This is a genomic window from Anoxybacillus flavithermus, from assembly GCF_002742685.1.
Classification (GTDB): Bacteria; Bacillota; Bacilli; order Bacillales; family Anoxybacillaceae; genus Anoxybacillus; species Anoxybacillus flavithermus_E.
Map to the genome: position 1 here is coordinate 1 of NZ_PEDM01000009.1, position 15,757 is coordinate 15,757.

Annotated in this window: 18 protein-coding genes; all 18 read left to right on the forward strand. The window is 40.0% G+C overall.

Features of this window, described 5'->3' with window-relative positions:
• Positions 1–202: 202 nt before the first annotated feature.
• The 18 genes from CS060_RS06040 to CS060_RS06125 all read left to right on the forward strand — a co-directional run bounded on the left by CS060_RS06040 (position 203) and on the right by CS060_RS06125 (position 15,756).
• Positions 203–1,264 (forward strand): hydrogenase small subunit, encoded by a 1,062-nt coding sequence (locus tag CS060_RS06040; protein ID WP_035048230.1) that lies wholly within the window; start codon positions 203–205, stop codon positions 1,262–1,264.
• An 11-nt stretch (positions 1,265–1,275) separates the two neighbouring features.
• Positions 1,276–2,997, forward strand: coding sequence for a nickel-dependent hydrogenase large subunit (locus tag CS060_RS06045; RefSeq protein WP_035048228.1), 1,722 nt, complete (start codon positions 1,276–1,278; stop codon positions 2,995–2,997).
• 11 nt (positions 2,998–3,008) lie between these two features.
• Entirely contained in the window at positions 3,009–3,785 is a 777-nt protein-coding gene (gene cybH / locus CS060_RS06050) for a Ni/Fe-hydrogenase, b-type cytochrome subunit (protein ID WP_099668780.1), read from the forward strand.
• On the forward strand, positions 3,775–4,251 hold the full coding sequence (locus CS060_RS06055; RefSeq protein WP_035048232.1) for a HyaD/HybD family hydrogenase maturation endopeptidase: 477 nt from the start codon (positions 3,775–3,777) through the stop codon (positions 4,249–4,251). Before cybH ends, CS060_RS06055 begins: the two co-directional genes overlap by 11 nt.
• Positions 4,248–4,667 (forward strand): Rieske (2Fe-2S) protein, encoded by a 420-nt coding sequence (locus tag CS060_RS06060; RefSeq protein WP_035048226.1) that lies wholly within the window; start codon positions 4,248–4,250, stop codon positions 4,665–4,667. Before CS060_RS06055 ends, CS060_RS06060 begins: the two co-directional genes overlap by 4 nt.
• Positions 4,660–5,010 (forward strand): hydrogenase maturation nickel metallochaperone HypA/HybF, encoded by a 351-nt coding sequence (locus CS060_RS06065; protein WP_035048224.1) that lies wholly within the window; start codon positions 4,660–4,662, stop codon positions 5,008–5,010. The genes CS060_RS06060 and CS060_RS06065 overlap by 8 nt, the downstream gene beginning before the upstream one ends.
• A gap of 4 nt (positions 5,011–5,014) precedes the next feature.
• Positions 5,015–5,686, forward strand: coding sequence for a hydrogenase nickel incorporation protein HypB (hypB, locus tag CS060_RS06070; protein WP_035048222.1), 672 nt, complete (start codon positions 5,015–5,017; stop codon positions 5,684–5,686).
• On the forward strand, positions 5,659–7,938 hold the full coding sequence (hypF, locus tag CS060_RS06075) for a carbamoyltransferase HypF (RefSeq protein ID WP_035048220.1): 2,280 nt from the start codon (positions 5,659–5,661) through the stop codon (positions 7,936–7,938). Before hypB ends, hypF begins: the two co-directional genes overlap by 28 nt.
• Positions 7,929–8,156, forward strand: a complete 228-nt coding sequence (locus tag CS060_RS06080) for a HypC/HybG/HupF family hydrogenase formation chaperone (protein ID WP_006318417.1) — start codon at positions 7,929–7,931, stop codon at positions 8,154–8,156. Before hypF ends, CS060_RS06080 begins: the two co-directional genes overlap by 10 nt.
• Complete coding sequence (hypD, locus tag CS060_RS06085) at positions 8,137–9,246, forward strand: hydrogenase formation protein HypD (protein WP_035048218.1); 1,110 nt, start codon at positions 8,137–8,139, stop codon at positions 9,244–9,246. The genes CS060_RS06080 and hypD overlap by 20 nt, the downstream gene beginning before the upstream one ends.
• Before the next feature lie 3 nt (positions 9,247–9,249).
• The gene (hypE, locus tag CS060_RS06090) at positions 9,250–10,242 is read left to right on the forward strand and encodes a hydrogenase expression/formation protein HypE (protein WP_035048216.1); all 993 of its coding nucleotides are present in this window, start codon (positions 9,250–9,252) and stop codon (positions 10,240–10,242) included.
• Between the two features lie 95 nt (positions 10,243–10,337).
• Positions 10,338–11,132 (forward strand): thymidylate synthase, encoded by a 795-nt coding sequence (thyA, locus tag CS060_RS06095; protein ID WP_035048214.1) that lies wholly within the window; start codon positions 10,338–10,340, stop codon positions 11,130–11,132.
• A 35-nt stretch (positions 11,133–11,167) separates the two neighbouring features.
• Positions 11,168–11,635, forward strand: coding sequence for a dihydrofolate reductase (locus tag CS060_RS06100; protein ID WP_069201717.1), 468 nt, complete (start codon positions 11,168–11,170; stop codon positions 11,633–11,635).
• A gap of 132 nt (positions 11,636–11,767) precedes the next feature.
• Positions 11,768–13,036 (forward strand): threonine ammonia-lyase IlvA, encoded by a 1,269-nt coding sequence (ilvA, locus tag CS060_RS06105; RefSeq protein ID WP_099668781.1) that lies wholly within the window; start codon positions 11,768–11,770, stop codon positions 13,034–13,036.
• A gap of 97 nt (positions 13,037–13,133) precedes the next feature.
• Positions 13,134–13,385 (forward strand): YpmP family protein, encoded by a 252-nt coding sequence (locus CS060_RS06110; RefSeq protein ID WP_035048211.1) that lies wholly within the window; start codon positions 13,134–13,136, stop codon positions 13,383–13,385.
• A 138-nt stretch (positions 13,386–13,523) separates the two neighbouring features.
• Positions 13,524–14,366 (forward strand): DegV family protein, encoded by an 843-nt coding sequence (locus CS060_RS06115; RefSeq protein WP_035048209.1) that lies wholly within the window; start codon positions 13,524–13,526, stop codon positions 14,364–14,366.
• 13 nt (positions 14,367–14,379) lie between these two features.
• On the forward strand, positions 14,380–14,952 hold the full coding sequence (locus CS060_RS06120; RefSeq protein ID WP_035048207.1) for an SCO family protein: 573 nt from the start codon (positions 14,380–14,382) through the stop codon (positions 14,950–14,952).
• A gap of 66 nt (positions 14,953–15,018) precedes the next feature.
• Positions 15,019–15,756, forward strand: a complete 738-nt coding sequence (locus CS060_RS06125; RefSeq protein WP_035048205.1) for an SGNH/GDSL hydrolase family protein — start codon at positions 15,019–15,021, stop codon at positions 15,754–15,756.
• Position 15,757: the final 1 nt, after the last annotated feature.

Consider the following 15,757-nt stretch of genomic DNA (forward strand, 5'->3'; position numbering starts at 1 on the left):
ACCGTACGTACGGTGGTGTGAGAGGACGGAGGTTAATCACCTCCTCCTACTCGATTTTTTCTACTTATTATAATAAAAACTATTTTCATGTTGTTAATATATTTAAGAACATTTTGTTACAATTAAACCTTAAAAATAACATAAAGGGAAATAATGATATATAATCAATTGTAAACGTTATCAAGTAAAGGGGAGGAGTTATGTGAAAAGAAAAACTATTTTAGAAGAAGTGCTTGATCGGGGCTTTACAAGACGCGATTTTTTAAAAATGTGTACAGCCCTTGCCGCAACTATGGGGCTAGATTTTTCGCAAACAGATCAAGTGGTTGCGGCGATGGAAAAGAACCAACGAGTTCCTGTGATTTGGCTGCAGTTCCAAGACTGCACAGGTTGTTCTGAATCATTTATTCGTTCTACGCATCCAAAAGTAGAAAGTGTTCTTTTAAACATGATTTCTCTCGAATATTCAGAAGCACTTTCTGCTGCTTCGGGCCATCAAATTGAAGCAGCCCTTGAACATGTTTTGGAACATTATCCGAGAGAATACATACTTGCAGTAGAAGGAAGTTTGCCGACAGATGATGCATTTTTAACGGTTGGTGGTGTATCAGCAAAGGAAACGTTTCTTCGTGCTGCTAAAGGAGCAAAAGCAATTATTGCATACGGAAGCTGTTCGTCTTGGGGCGGAATTCCTGCTGCATATCCGAACCCAACAAAAGCAAAACCGATCACACATTTCGTGAAAGATAAACCAGTTATATTAGTTCCCGGGTGCCCACCAATTGCAGAAGTCATGACGGGTGTGATTGCGCATATCATCACGTTTGGAAGACTTCCAGAACTCGACCATCTTGGCAGACCAAAAGCATTTTATCGTCATCGTATTCATGATAAATGCAATCGTCGGGCATATTTTGATGCAGGATTATTTGCGGAATCGTTTGATGATGAAGGAGCACGACAAGGATATTGCCTATATAAGGTAGGGTGTAAAGGGCCAACAACATATAACTCTTGTGCAGAAATGCGATGGAACGGAGGAGTTAGCTACCCGATTCAATCTGGAAACCCATGTATTGGTTGCTCTGAAAAAGGTTTTTGGGATAACGGTCCTTTCTTTGTTCGCCGCGCTAAAATTCCTGCATCTCAAACGACGATTAATCCAGAAACTGCCGGGGCGATTGCGGTTGGTGTGACGGCTGCAGGCGTCGCTGCCCATGCAGCAGTAACGGCAATGAAGAAAAAAGATGAACATCATGATTGAGGTGAATAAAGATGACAGAACGTATTGTTGTCGATCCAGTAACGCGAATTGAAGGGCATTTACGCATTGAAGTAGATGTTGATGACAGCGGTGTGATTCAAGAAGCATTTAGTTCGGGTACAGCCGTTCGTGGCATTGAGTTAATTGTCCGAGATCGCGATCCACGAGATGTTTGGGCATATGTGCAACGCATTTGTGGTGTTTGTACAACGACCCACGCTTTAGCTTCTATCCGTTCCGTTGAAGATGCGCTTGATATTAAAATTCCAAGAAATGCACATTTGATTCGTGACATTATGAACGCGGCTGTTTTTTTACATGACCATGTCGTTCACTTTTATCATTTACATGCATTTGATTGGGTTGATGTATTAAGTGCGCTTAAAGCAGATCCAAACGAAACGAGCCGTATTGCTCAATCGCTTTCTAGTTGGCCGAAATCGTCTCCAGGTTATTTTAAAGACATTCAAATGAAAGTACAAAAAGTTGTGGATAGTGGACAACTCGGCATTTTCGCAAACGGCTATTGGGGACATAAAGCATATAAGTTACCACCTGAAGTGAATTTGCTTGCTGTTGCTCACTATTTAGAAGCACTCGATTGGCAAAAAGAAATCGTGAAAATTCATACGATTTTTGGTGGAAAAAACCCGCATCCTCACTATGTTGTCGGTGGAATGGCTACGCCAATTGATGTGAATAGCGATAATGCTATTCATGCCGAACGTTTAATGCACGTTTCTCAAATTATTGATCAGGCAGTAGAGTTTGTAAACAATGTTTACATCCCAGACTTATTGGCGATTGGCTCATTTTATAAAGATTGGACATATGGCGGCGGTTTAAACAACTATTTATGTTATGGAGATTTTTCAACAGGGGATATTCGAGACGTTCACTTATATCGTTTTCCACGTGGTGTCATTTTAAATGGAAATCTTAATGAAGTGCTTGATGTCGATCCGAAAGACCCTGATCAAGTAAAAGAGTTTATCGATCACTCATGGTATACGTATGATGGAAAAGAAGGTGGGGTTGGTAAGCATCCGTGGGAGGGTGAAACATCGCTTCGTTATACAGGACCAAAGCCACCGTTTAAAACATTAAATACAGAGGAAAAATATAGCTGGTTAAAATCTCCAAGATGGAAAGAACATCCGATGGAAACAGGACCACTTGCACGTATGCTTGTTGGATATGCGTTAAAGAAAGATGAGTTTGTCGGATTAATAGATGATACGTTGAAAAAGTTAAATTGGCCACTTGAAGCGATGCGTTCAGCACTCGGGCGTACAGTAGCACGTGGGCTCGAGTCTATCCTCGTTGTGAAATGGATGCGTGATGATATGGATGCATTGCTCGCAAATATTCGCAATGGAAACCAAATTACATTCGATCGAACAAAATGGGAACCAAGTACGTGGCCAAAACAAGCAAAAGGAGTTGGATGGATGGAAGCTCCGCGTGGGGCGTTGGGTCATTGGATTGAAATTGAGAATGGGAAAACGAAAAACTATCAAGCGGTCGTTCCGACAACATGGAACGCTTCACCACGTGACCATAAAGGGCAAATCGGTGCATATGAAGCATCTTTAAAAGGAACGCCATTGCTTGACAAAGAAAAACCGTTGGAAATTTTACGCATAGTCCATTCGTTCGATCCATGTTTAGCATGCGCTGTTCATTTAACAGATCTTGAATCAAAACAAACGACTCATATTCGTATTGGGTAGGAGGGGAGTGTATGTCAGTCCCGACAAATCCAAAAATTGAACAAAAGCAAGCACAAGTAGTTTGGAAACGGTCACGAAAAGCGAAAAACATTGAACTAAACGATGAAATGGTGAAAGTGTACGTATGGGAGTTGCCTGTTCGTATTTTTCACTGGATTAATGCTTTTTCCATTATAGTTTTAATGATTACGGGTGTGTTTATCGGCCGCCCGTTTGTGTCCGCATCTATTCAAGAAGAAGCGTATTATTCGTTTTTGATGGGATGGGCGCGCTATATTCACTTTTTTGTTGCTTTTCTTTTTACTATTAATTTGGCTGTTCGGTGGTATTGGGTATACAAAGGAAATGAGCATGCGACGTCCAATCCGTTTCGCTTTTCTTTTTGGAAAGAAGCGTTTGAAACGATCAAATATTACTTGTTTATGAAAAACAATAAAAAACATTATATCGGACATAATCCGCTTGCCCAATTAAGTTATTGGATTTTTATCGGTTTTGGCTCAATCATTATGATGCTTACAGGTTATTACTTGTTATTTGAGCCACAACCGGAATCGATTTATGGAAAAATGTTTATGTGGGTGGCTCATTTGTTTGGGGGAGACAGCTATTCCGTTCGTTCATGGCATCATCTCGTTGCATGGGGGTTTATGATTTTTACTGTTGTACACGTGTATATGGCGTTTCGTGAAGACTATTTACAACGAAATGGAACGATGTCTTCGATTTTTACCGGCTATAAACTAGAACGAAAAAAAGAAGCATTAGGTGAACCGAATGAGAAATAAAAAAATAACCGTTCTCGGAATTGGAAATTTACTTTATTCCGATGAAGGAGTAGGTATTCATATTTTGCCTTTATTAGAAAAACAATTGGCGAAATACGATAATGTAGAAGTGATTGAAGGCTCAACCGATGGGATGCGGCTACTTGGAACGATCGAAGAAACGGAGTATTTAGCGATAGTCGATGCTGTCAATGCAGGAAAAGAAGCGGGAACGATGATTACATTAGTAGATGATGAAATTCCAGCTTATTTTGGAATTAAAATGTCTATTCATCAACTTGGTTTTCAAGAAGTATTGTCAGCGGCGAAATTACGTCAAACATGCCCAAAGCAAATGGTTTTATTCGGAATACAACCAGCTTCTTTATCTCTCGGATTGGAACTATCACCGATTGTTCAAGCGCAACTTCCGCGCGTCGTCGAGCAAGTCGTTCATCAAGTAGAGAAGTGGTGTCATACGTCATGAATCGTCTGCAATTTTTAAAAATGATGCGTAATAGTTTCATTGAAACGATGAAAGAAGCTTCCGCCCCATTATTAGAGGAAGAGGTGGAAAAAGTGAAGAAATTATTTTTCGATCATCGCACGTGGCATGCTATTGGCCCGTGCGATGATGTATGTGATGTCGAAATGAAAACAGTTGGTCGCATCCCGATTGTTGTTTATAAACATGATGGGACATTGCATGTAAGAAAAGCCCTTTGTTCACATTGTCACGTGATGCCTCATTACATTCAGCAAGATCACCGTTTTATTTGCTTATACTGTGATCGCGAATGGCACGTGTTCTCACAACACGGCACATTGCATATGCCGCTTCTTCCAACGAAAAAAGAAGGAGATACATGGTATGTGCAAATAGAAAGGGATTCGTATGCATGAGATGGCGTTAATGGGAGAAATCGTTCAACTAATTGAGCAAGATGCTCGAATAAAAAAGATAAAATATGTAAAAAAAGTAGAATTGGTTGTTGGCACGTTAAGCAATGCGCTTCCAGATGCCTTACAGTTTGCTTTTGATGTGTATAAAATACAAGAAGATAATTGTTTAACGACAGATGCTGAATTAATCATTCATGTGGAAAAAGCAAAAGCAATTTGCGCCATTTGTGGACAACAGTATGAACCAGTTACAAAAATTACCCAATGTCCAACATGTTTACTTCCAAGTGGGAGAATAGTAGCTGGAGAAACATTTCGTATTTTGGCATATGAAGGGGGTTAATAATATGAAAATTACATTAGAAGTTGATGTGTTAACAAACAATAATCGGGCAGCTGCGTTTAACCGTCAATTGTTTGAGGAAACGAATACGCTTGTTATTAATATAATGAGCTCACCCGGGGCAGGAAAGACGACCATTTTGGAAAAAACGATCGAAGCATTAGCACGTGAATTTCGTATCGGTGTCATTGAAGGAGATTTAGCAACGGAAAAGGACGCAGAGCGCATTCGTGCCCTTGGTGCGCAAGCGGTACAAATTAATACACATGGAGGATGTCATTTAGATGCCCGCATGATTGCGGCTGTGTTACCGCAATTTGATTTTCAACATCTAGATATTTTGTTTATTGAAAACGTAGGTAATCTTGTTTGTCCATCTGGTTATGATTTAGGACAGCAACATAAAGTAGCTGTATTAAGCGTACCAGAAGGAAATGATAAAATTCCAAAATACCCGACGATGTTTATGCGAACAGAGCTTGTTTTGTTGAATAAAGTGGATTTACTACCGTATCTTGATTTTGATGTCGAGCAAGCGAAAAAAGATTTATCGTATATTCATCCACAGTCTAAGTTACTACCTTTATCTGCTAAAACCGGTCAAGGTATGGATGAATGGTTACATTGGATTCGAGAAGGAGTTGCCCGATGCAAAAAGCAGTCAATATCACAGTAAAAGGACGAGTGCAAGGAGTTGGCTTCCGTCCTTTTATTTTCGCACTTGCGATGCGACATAATGTAAAAGGAACTGTACAAAACAATATGGACGGGGTTTTTATTCATGTTGAGGGTGATGAAGATGCGGTCGATCAGTTTATTCACTCTTTACCGATGGAGGCACCGCGATTATCTCGCATTGATGAGATGGTTGTCACTTTAGCACAATGGCGTGCGTTTGAAGATTTTTCTATTATTCCGAGCGAACGAAAAGGAAGTTCTTCGCTTGTCATCCCGATTGATACAGCTGTTTGTGATGATTGTTTAAGAGAAATGAATGATCCGAATGATCATCGCTATCGTTATCCGTTTATCAATTGTACGCAATGTGGCCCTCGGTATACGATTATTGAACAATTACCGTATGATCGTCCGTTTACATCGATGCGTTCGTTTCAAATGTGTGAGCGATGTGAACAGGAGTACAAAGATCCGATGAACCGTCGTCATCACGCTCAACCTATTGCTTGTCCGACATGCGGTCCATCTGTTGCATTATTGAAGCCAGATGGTCAAATCATGCAAGGGGATGCCATTGAACAAGCGAAGCAATATATTCGTGCTGGGGCGATTGTTGCGGTGAAAGGATTAGGTGGGTATCACTTAGCTTGTGATGCGACTAACGAACAGGCTGTTCAACAGTTACGCATACGAAAACGACGACCGAATCGACCGTTAGCTGTTATGGCTGCTTCGCTTGACATAGTAGAACAACTATGTGATGTAACGAAAGAAGAAAAACAATTATTAACTTCACCCGAAGCTCCGATTGTTGTGATAAAACAGAAAAAAAACACAATGATTGCTCCATCGGTTGCTCCTGGGTTACAAACGGTTGGAGTGATGTTACCGTACACTCCGCTTCATCATTTATTGCTTGATGAACAATTACCTGTTGTTGTTATGACAAGTGCGAATCGTTCGGGGGTACCGATTATATACGAAGATGAACAAGTTTTACGTGATTTGCAAGGCATTGCTGATTATTTTCTTGTACATAACCGTCCGATCGTTCATCCGATTGATGATTCAGTTGTTCAAATAGAAAACGGTACAATCCATTTTATTCGGCGAGCACGTGGCTTCGTTCCAGATCCATTGTGGACGGAACACGATGTACATGAGATTGTGGCACTTGGGGGACAACAAAAAAACGTATTCGCGTTTGGTAGACACCATCAAATCTTTTTAGGTCCTCATATTGGTGATTTAGAGCATGTGGAAGTTGTTGAACATTTCCAACGTGAATACGAACATTTGCGAACGTGGATGGGAGTGACACCGAAAGTAGTCGCTGTTGATTTACATCCGAATTATGAAACGTGGAATATTGCAAAACAATGGAATGTTGACGTTGTAGCTGTCCAACATCATCATGCGCACATGGTTTCATGCATGGAGGAAAATCATATCCACTCCCCTTGTTTTGGTCTTATTTTAGATGGAACAGGGTATGGGGAGGACGGACATATATGGGGCTTTGAGTTACTATACGGAGATGCTAAACAGTATAAAAGGCTCGGACATTTAACATATACTCCACTTCCGGGTGGAGAACGTTGTATAAAAGAGCCGTGGCGTACAGCAGTCGGTATGCTTGGTTATTATTTCGGTGAAGAAGGGTATGCGTTGGCGGAGAAGCGATTTACCGAACGAGCACAAGAGATACGTGTATTAAAACAAATGATTGAGAAGCGGTTACACTCGCCTTTGGCAGGTACGTGCGGGAGACTATTTGATGCTGTTAGTGCCTTTTTGTACGTTTGTACACATAGTACGTACGATGGGGAGGCGGCTATTCGACTTTCTGAATTCATTGATGATACAAAAATATATGAGACTTACCCATTTCATATAAAAAAACAGGATGAATGGGAGATTGATTTATCAGAGATGTGGAGAGCCATAATGAAAGATGTCGAAGCTCATGAGTACACGAATATCATTGCCGGTCGCTTCCACGAAACGGTTGTTCAAGCATCCATTGAAATGATTCGTTTAGCTTTACAACAATATCCAACATACGAACGAAACATCGTATTATCTGGAGGAAGTATGCATAATCGCTATATCACGAAACGTCTTCGACAAGAACTGAACAAACTCGGATTATGTGTTTATACCCATCAAAAAGTACCTTGCAATGATGGGGGACTAGCGCTCGGACAGTTAATGATTGCAGCACATAGGAGGGAACGTGCATGTGTGTAGGGGTACCAGCCAAAGTGTTACGTATTGACGGTTTTTCTGCATTAGTCGATGTGATGGGATCACAAATGAATGTCGGGATTATTTTTGTTCCCGAAGTGAAAATTGGTGATTATGTCATTGTACATGCGGGACAAGCAATGTCCATTATTGATGAGCAATATGCAAAAGAAAGTTTAGAAGAATGGAGGAAGCTAGTCGATGCTAGACGTGACGGATAACCCAACCCATTTCGCGCTCAGTCGGAAGTTGCTACAGGAAGTACGGATGTTAGCAAGTCAGTTCCAACAGACGTTCGGACGATTGCCTTCGTTTATGGAAGTATGTGGTTCACATACAATGGCACTTGCTCGTACGGGGATAAAAAAAGCGCTTGAAGGATATGTTCGTCTTATTTCCGGTCCGGGCTGTCCTGTTTGTGTCACCGATCAAGTAACGATTGATGCCATGATTTCTTTAACAGACGGTGTGGACCGAATCGTTTGTACATTCGGTGATATGATGCGGGTCCCTGGATCTTTCGGAACGTTGATGCAAGCAAAAACGGAAGGAAAAGATGTACGAGTCGTTTATTGTCCTGTTGATGCAGTTCGTATCGCTGAACAGCATCCGCATCAAGAAGTTATTTTTTTAGGCATAGGGTTTGAAACAACCATCCCGATTTTAGCTGCGGCAGTAAAAGAAGCTGAAGAAAAACAAGTACACAATTTTTCGATGTGGATGTCGACAAAACTCGTTGAACCGATTTTGCGACAATTGCTTCACGATGGTGAAGTGTTGTTAGACGGCTTTTTACTTCCGGGACATGTATCCATGGTGATGGGAAGAAAACATTTTGAGTTTTTAGCAACCGAATACGATATACCTGCAGTAATTAGTGGATTTGAAGCGTTACATATGTTAAGTGCGATTCGTCATTTATTAATGTTGGCACTCAAACAGCACGCTATTGTATTAAACGATTACAAAAGTGTTGTCACTGAACAAGGAAATAAAAAAGCGAAATATTGGATGAACCATTATTTCACATTATGCGATGAGGCATGGCGTGGCATTGGTGTTATTTCTCAAAGCGGAATGGATTTTAAGAAGGAGTATGAGCGATTTAATGCTAAGATGAAGTTTTCTGTTTCAACGCGTGAACCGCGTCGAACAAAGTGTCGTTGTGGTGAAGTCATTCGGGGTCTCATTGATCCACCGCAATGCGCATTGTTCGGAAAAGCATGCACGCCGCTAAATCCGATTGGTCCATGTATGGTGTCATCAGAAGGTAGTTGTGCAGCGTATTATCAATATATGAGGGAGGAATAATGAATGGAGCGAATTACGCTCGCTCACGGAGATGGAGGAGAATTAGCCCACAAACTAATTACAGATGTGTTTGTTTCTATGTTTCATAATGACCATTACGCTAAATTCGACTCTGCTACATTGACGTTGGGAGCATATGAGCTCGCTGTGACAACAGACAGTTTTGTCGTTAAACCGCTTTTCTTTCCCGGTGGAAATATAGGGAAATTAGCGGTAGCGGGAACAATAAACGATTTAGCGGTTGTTGGAGCGGCTCCGAAAGTTTTGACGTGTGGCTTTATTATTGAAGAAGGTTTTTCAATTCGTGATTTAAAAACGATTGTTCAATCAATGGCGGAAGAAGCAAAAAAAGCGAATGTGACGATTGTGGCGGGAGATACGAAAGTTGTTGAACGGGGCAGTGCAGACGGATTATATATTAATACAACAGGGATTGGTGTCATCTCACGTCCGCTTGATCGAAAAATTTGTGAGGGTGACTCCGTTATTGTGAGCGGCTCAGTTGGCGATCATGGAGTAGCTATATTAGTTGCTCGTGGGGAATTAGGACTTGTATCAACAGTTGAGAGCGATTGTACAACGTTGTATCCCCTTATCTCCAAAGCGCTGAAAGCAAGTGAACACATTCGACTGATGCGCGATCCAACCCGCGGTGGATTAGCAACAACCCTTGTAGAAATTTGTGAAGATTTTGGTGTGACGATTGAGTTGGAAGAAGATCGTATCCCTATAAAAAAAGAAGTAGAAGGTGCATGTGAATTACTCGGTTTCGACCCGCTCTACTTGGCCAACGAAGGAAAAGTGGTCATGATCGTTCCGAAAGAAGATGAACAGGCTGTTCTTGATGCCCTTCGTTCCCAACCAGAAGGAAAAGATGCGGCTGTGATCGGAACAGTTCGAGCAACAAACAAAGGGCAGTTGTTATTGCGAACACCGCTTGGTACAACACGACGGTTATATCGATTGACAGGGCTTATGTTACCTCGTATTTGTTAAACCGTAGGGCAAATCCTACGGTTTTTTTTTGTCTTTCCTACTTTTCTGCTTTATGTCATAATAAATGACAGTAAATAAAAAAGGGTGAGGGCATCATGAAGCAATATTTACAATTACTTGAAGATATTTTACAAAACGGTGTGTATAAAGATGATCGTACGGGAACGGGGACGCTTTCTGTATTTGGACGTCAGTTACGTTTTGATTTACGAGAAGGCTTCCCTTTGCTTACAACAAAAAAATTACATATTCGTTCCATCATTCATGAATTACTTTGGTTTTTAAGTGGAGATACGAATATTCGCTATTTAAAAGAAAATGGTGTAACGATTTGGGACGAATGGGCAGATGAGAACGGAGATTTAGGACCTGTGTATGGAGCACAATGGCGTTCGTGGAGAGGAGCAGACGGACGAACAATTGATCAAATAAGTGAAGTGATTGAACAAATAAAAACAAATCCGAACTCCCGCCGTCTTTTAGTGAGCGCGTGGAACGTTGCAGAATTAGATCATATGAAATTGCCACCTTGCCATTATGCTTTTCAGTTTTACGTGGAAAATGGAACGTTATCGTGCATGTGGCAACAGCGTTCGGTTGATACGTTTTTAGGTCTTCCGTTCAATATCGCAAGCTATGCGCTACTTACACATATGGTTGCTCAACAATGCGATCTACAACCGAAAGAACTTATTTTTACTGGCGGTGACGTTCATTTATATATGAATCATATCGAACAAGCGAAGTTGCAATTAACGAGAGAACCGCGCCCACTTCCGAAATTAGTCATTAAACGCAAACCAGCTTCTATTTTTGAGTATCGCTTTGAAGATTTTGAAATTGTTGATTATCATCCGCATCCGCACATTAAAGCGGACGTGTCTGTGTAAGGGAAGTGAGTCAAGTGATTTCTATCATTGTTGCGATGGATCGAAATCGGGTCATTGGTTGGAACAATACGTTACCTTGGCATTTGCCGGCCGATTTAGCTTACTTTAAACGCGTCACTTTGGGACATCCGATTGTTATGGGGCGAAAAACGTTTGCATCGATTGGTCGTCCACTTCCAGGGAGAATCAATATCATACTGACAAGAGACAAAACATTTTCAACAGATGCGAATGTTCAAGTTATCCATTCGATGGATAACATTCGACAAATCGAACAACAATATGATCATGTATTCATTATTGGAGGGGCACAAGTATTTGAGCAAGCCATACCGCTAGCGGATCGACTGTACGTCACACATATCGATGCAGCGTTTACAGGTGATACATTTTTCCCGCCAATCGATGAAAAACAGTGGGCGCTTCGTACCGCTCAACCGGGAGTACAAGATGAAAAAAATCGCTATCCACATACATTTTGCATATATGAACGAGCTCGCTAGTCGGCGAGCTTCATCTTTTTGAGTAATTTTTAGAAAATTTACTTTTCTTTATTCTAAAATATGATATATTTTAGAATAACATAATTTTAACAACGAATTTATAAAATTTATAAATGGAAAGGAAACGAGAAGATGGAGCAACAAGTAAAACGAAAACATGGCTTATATGTAGAAGATATTTTAATTGCTTATCAAACGTTAAAAGATGTCGTGCACCATACGCCTTTGCAAAAAAATGAGTTGCTTTCAGAACGTTATGATTGTCACGTGTACTTTAAACGGGAAGACTTACAAGTCGTTCGATCGTTTAAAATTCGTGGGGCATATCATCGAATGAAAAGTTTATGCGAAGAAGAAAAGAAAAACGGAATTGTCTGTGCAAGTGCAGGCAATCATGCGCAAGGTGTCGCTTATTCGTGTCGAGCACTCGGTGTACACGGTAAAATTTATATGCCATCTACAACTCCGAGACAAAAAGTATCACAAGTACAGTTTTTTGGTCGAGAGTTTGTCGACATTATTTTAGTTGGAGATACATTTGATGATTCTTATGAACAAGCACTAATTTGTGCAAAACAAGAGCAACGAACATTTATCCATCCATTCGATGATGAGGCTGTTATTGCTGGACAAGGAACGGTCGGGGTTGAGATTTTAAATGACTGCGAAGAGCCGATCGATTATGTGTTCGCAAGTATTGGTGGGGGGGGGCTTATTTCTGGCGTCGGTACGTATATAAAAAGCATTTCACCAGCAACAAAATTAGTTGGCGTCGAACCTGAGGGAGCTCCTTCCATGAAAAAATCATTTGAAGCAAAGGAAGTCATTACTTTAAATGAAATTGACCCATTTGTAGATGGTGCAGCCGTAAAGCGTGTTGGGGAAAAAACATTTACATTAGCAAAAGACATCGTCGACGATATTGTGATCGTTCCTGAGGGAAAAGTGTGTACAACGATTTTACAACTTTACAATGAAAATGCGATTGTAGTGGAGCCTGCTGGAGCGTTGCCTGTTGCTGCGCTTGATTTATATAAAGAACATATTCGAGGCAAGACCGTTGTTTGTATTATTAGTGGAGGAAACAACGATATTGGACGCATGCAAGAAATTAAAGAGCGTTCTATGATTTATGAGGGGCTTCAACATTATTTTATTGTCAATTTTCCACAACGTGCTGGAGCGTTGCGCGAATTTCTTGATGAAGTATTAGGACCGACAGATGACATTACATTGTTTGAATATACGAAAAAGAATAATAAAGATAGTGGTCCAGCTCTCGTTGGTATTGAATTAAAATGTCGTGAAGATTACGGTCCGCTCGTCGAACGAATGAAGAAAAAAGGTTTTCCGTTTATGGAAGTGAATAAAGATAGCAGTTTATTCCATTTGCTCATTTGACAAAAATTTTTTATAAATCGATGACGAAATGTGACATACTTCAACACAAAAATCGTGTATAATATAAGTAAATCGGTCAAAAAAGAGGATTGATATTTTGTTATTTAAAAGCCTAGAGTTTAAAAACGTAGATGGGCAAAAAGTGAAAATTATCGAAATTCCGGTATTGGAGGACGATAACCTTTATCAATTTATTGTCAAAGTGCGGTTGCAAACGTTTATTGCACAAGTGTATGCTAGTAAAAATCCAAAGAATGTGTATTCGTTTAAAGATTATTTAAAACGTGTGTTGAAGTGGCCGGTGTATGAACAAATATTTAAATCTGAAATTTTAAAAAACAATGCATAAATGACGGAGCTGTTTTGCTAATGTGCAAATCAGCTCTTTTTTTATAAAAAATTTTATGAAAACGACGACATACAGGCCAATTTTATTATATAATTTCACCGTACGAAAATTTTAGAATGAAATACAGGAAGTGAAAAAATGAGCAAAGTAAAAATTGTAACAGATTCTACGGTTGATTTGCCAAAAGAAAAAATTGAAGCGTGGGACATTCGTGTCGTTCCATTATCCATCTCTATTGATGGGCAAACATATTTAGATGGTGTTGACTTAACTCCACAACAATTTATTGAAAAAATGAAACAAGCAAATGAACTTCCAAAAAGCTCTCAACCGTCTGCAGGACAGTTTTTGCAAGTATATGATGAACTGGGAGAAGCGGGATACGATGTTATCTCGATTCATATGACAGGGGGAATGAGCGGAACAGTCCGCTCTGCAGAAAGCGCTGCGGCTATGACAAAAGCAAATGTAACGGTCGTCGATTCACGTTTTATTTCTCTTGCGCTCGGCTTTCAAGTATTAGAAGCAGCAAAAATGGCCGCTGAAGGAAAAACGGTAGCAGAAATTGTTTCACGTCTTGATGCGATCCGCGCAAATACACATTTATTCGTCGTTGTTGATACGCTTGAAAATCTCGTCAAAGGTGGACGAATTGGACGAGGAAAAGCAATGATTGGTTCGCTATTGAACATTAAACCGATCGCTTCATTAGAAGATGGGGTATACACACCAGTAACAAAAGTGCGTAGTCAGTCTCAAATCGTTAAATATTTAACAAATCAGTTTGTTGAACATACGAAAGAAAAAACGATTCGAGCCGTAGGGATTGCTCATGCAGATGCACTTGATTTAAGCGAACGGTTAAAACAGTCGATTGCGGAAGCAACAGGATGGACACAGACGGACATCGTGTATACAACTCCAATCATTTCGACACATACAGGTCCAGGAGCAATAGGGTTTATGTACTATACGGAATAGGAGGACATAAAAGGTGAAACGTATACGTTTATGGCTGTTTGTTGTGCTGTTATTCTCGCTTGTTGCTTGTCAACAATCGATTCCAGACGCAAAAAATTGGCCGATTGAAGATTTTACATTTATTGATCAAAATGGTCAACAGTTTGGTCTAGCTGATTTAAAAGGAAAAGTATGGGTAGCTGATTTTATTTTCACGCGATGTGCTGACGTTTGTCCACCAATGACGGCAAATATGGCGAAATTACAAAAAATGGCCAAGGAAAAAGGATTAGATGTACATTTTGTTTCATTTAGTGTAGATCCTGAAAACGATACGCCAGATGCGTTAAAAACGTATGTTGAGAAGTTTCAAGGAGATTTAAATAACTGGCACTTACTCACAGGTTACACCCAACAAGACATTGAACGTTTTGCTCAGAAAAACTTTAAAGCCGTTGTAAAAAAGCCACAAGAAGGAGATCAAGTCATCCACGGTACAGATTTTTATCTTGTTGATCAAAACGGAACAATTGTAAAATACTATAGTGGTTTAAACGATGTGCCTTTTGAAGAGATTTTAAAACATATTGACATGTTACAAAAATAACATGATACAGACAAAAATGATGACCCTGTCATTTTTGTCTTTTCTTTTATAGAGAGGGGATTCCGTGTGAACAAATTTCTTCTTCTGTTCCTTTGCATGTGTTTAGTCGGATGTTCTTCTACACCGACAATGATGAAAGAGAAAGAACAAGTACAAATAAAGTCACGTGACTTACATGTTGTAGCGTTAGGTGATTCGTTAACGGAAGGGGTAGGCGATGGCGAAGGTGGCTATGTCACATTAGTCAAGCAATATTTAGAACAACGTGAAGATATAAATGAAGTGTTTGTGCAAAATCTTGGTAAGCGGGGTTTGCGTAGTGAACAACTAACAGATGTCATCATGAACAATGAGTCGGTCATTCGAAAAGCGGATCTTATTTTGATTACAATTGGTGGAAACGATATCATGAAAGTTGTTCGTTCACATTTTTTATCTTTAACATATGAATTGTTTGTTAAAGAGCAACAGGCGTTTGCTTCCCGACTTGATGAGCAACTGCAACTTCTTCGTCATATGAATCAAGACACTGATATTGTGCTTATTGGATTATACAATCCGTTTTCTTCAGCATTTCCAAATATACCTGAAATGGATGAGATTATACACATGTGGAACGAAGGAAGTGAGGAAGTAATTTCTCGCTATGATCGTACACTATTTGTACCTATTGCGGATCTGTTTGAAGGACGGGATGATGTGTTGTATGATGATCAATTTCATCCGAACAAAATAGGCTATGAACAAATGGCAAAGCGCATATACGAATACTTACAAAGACATCAGGAATGGATAGGAGAATGAA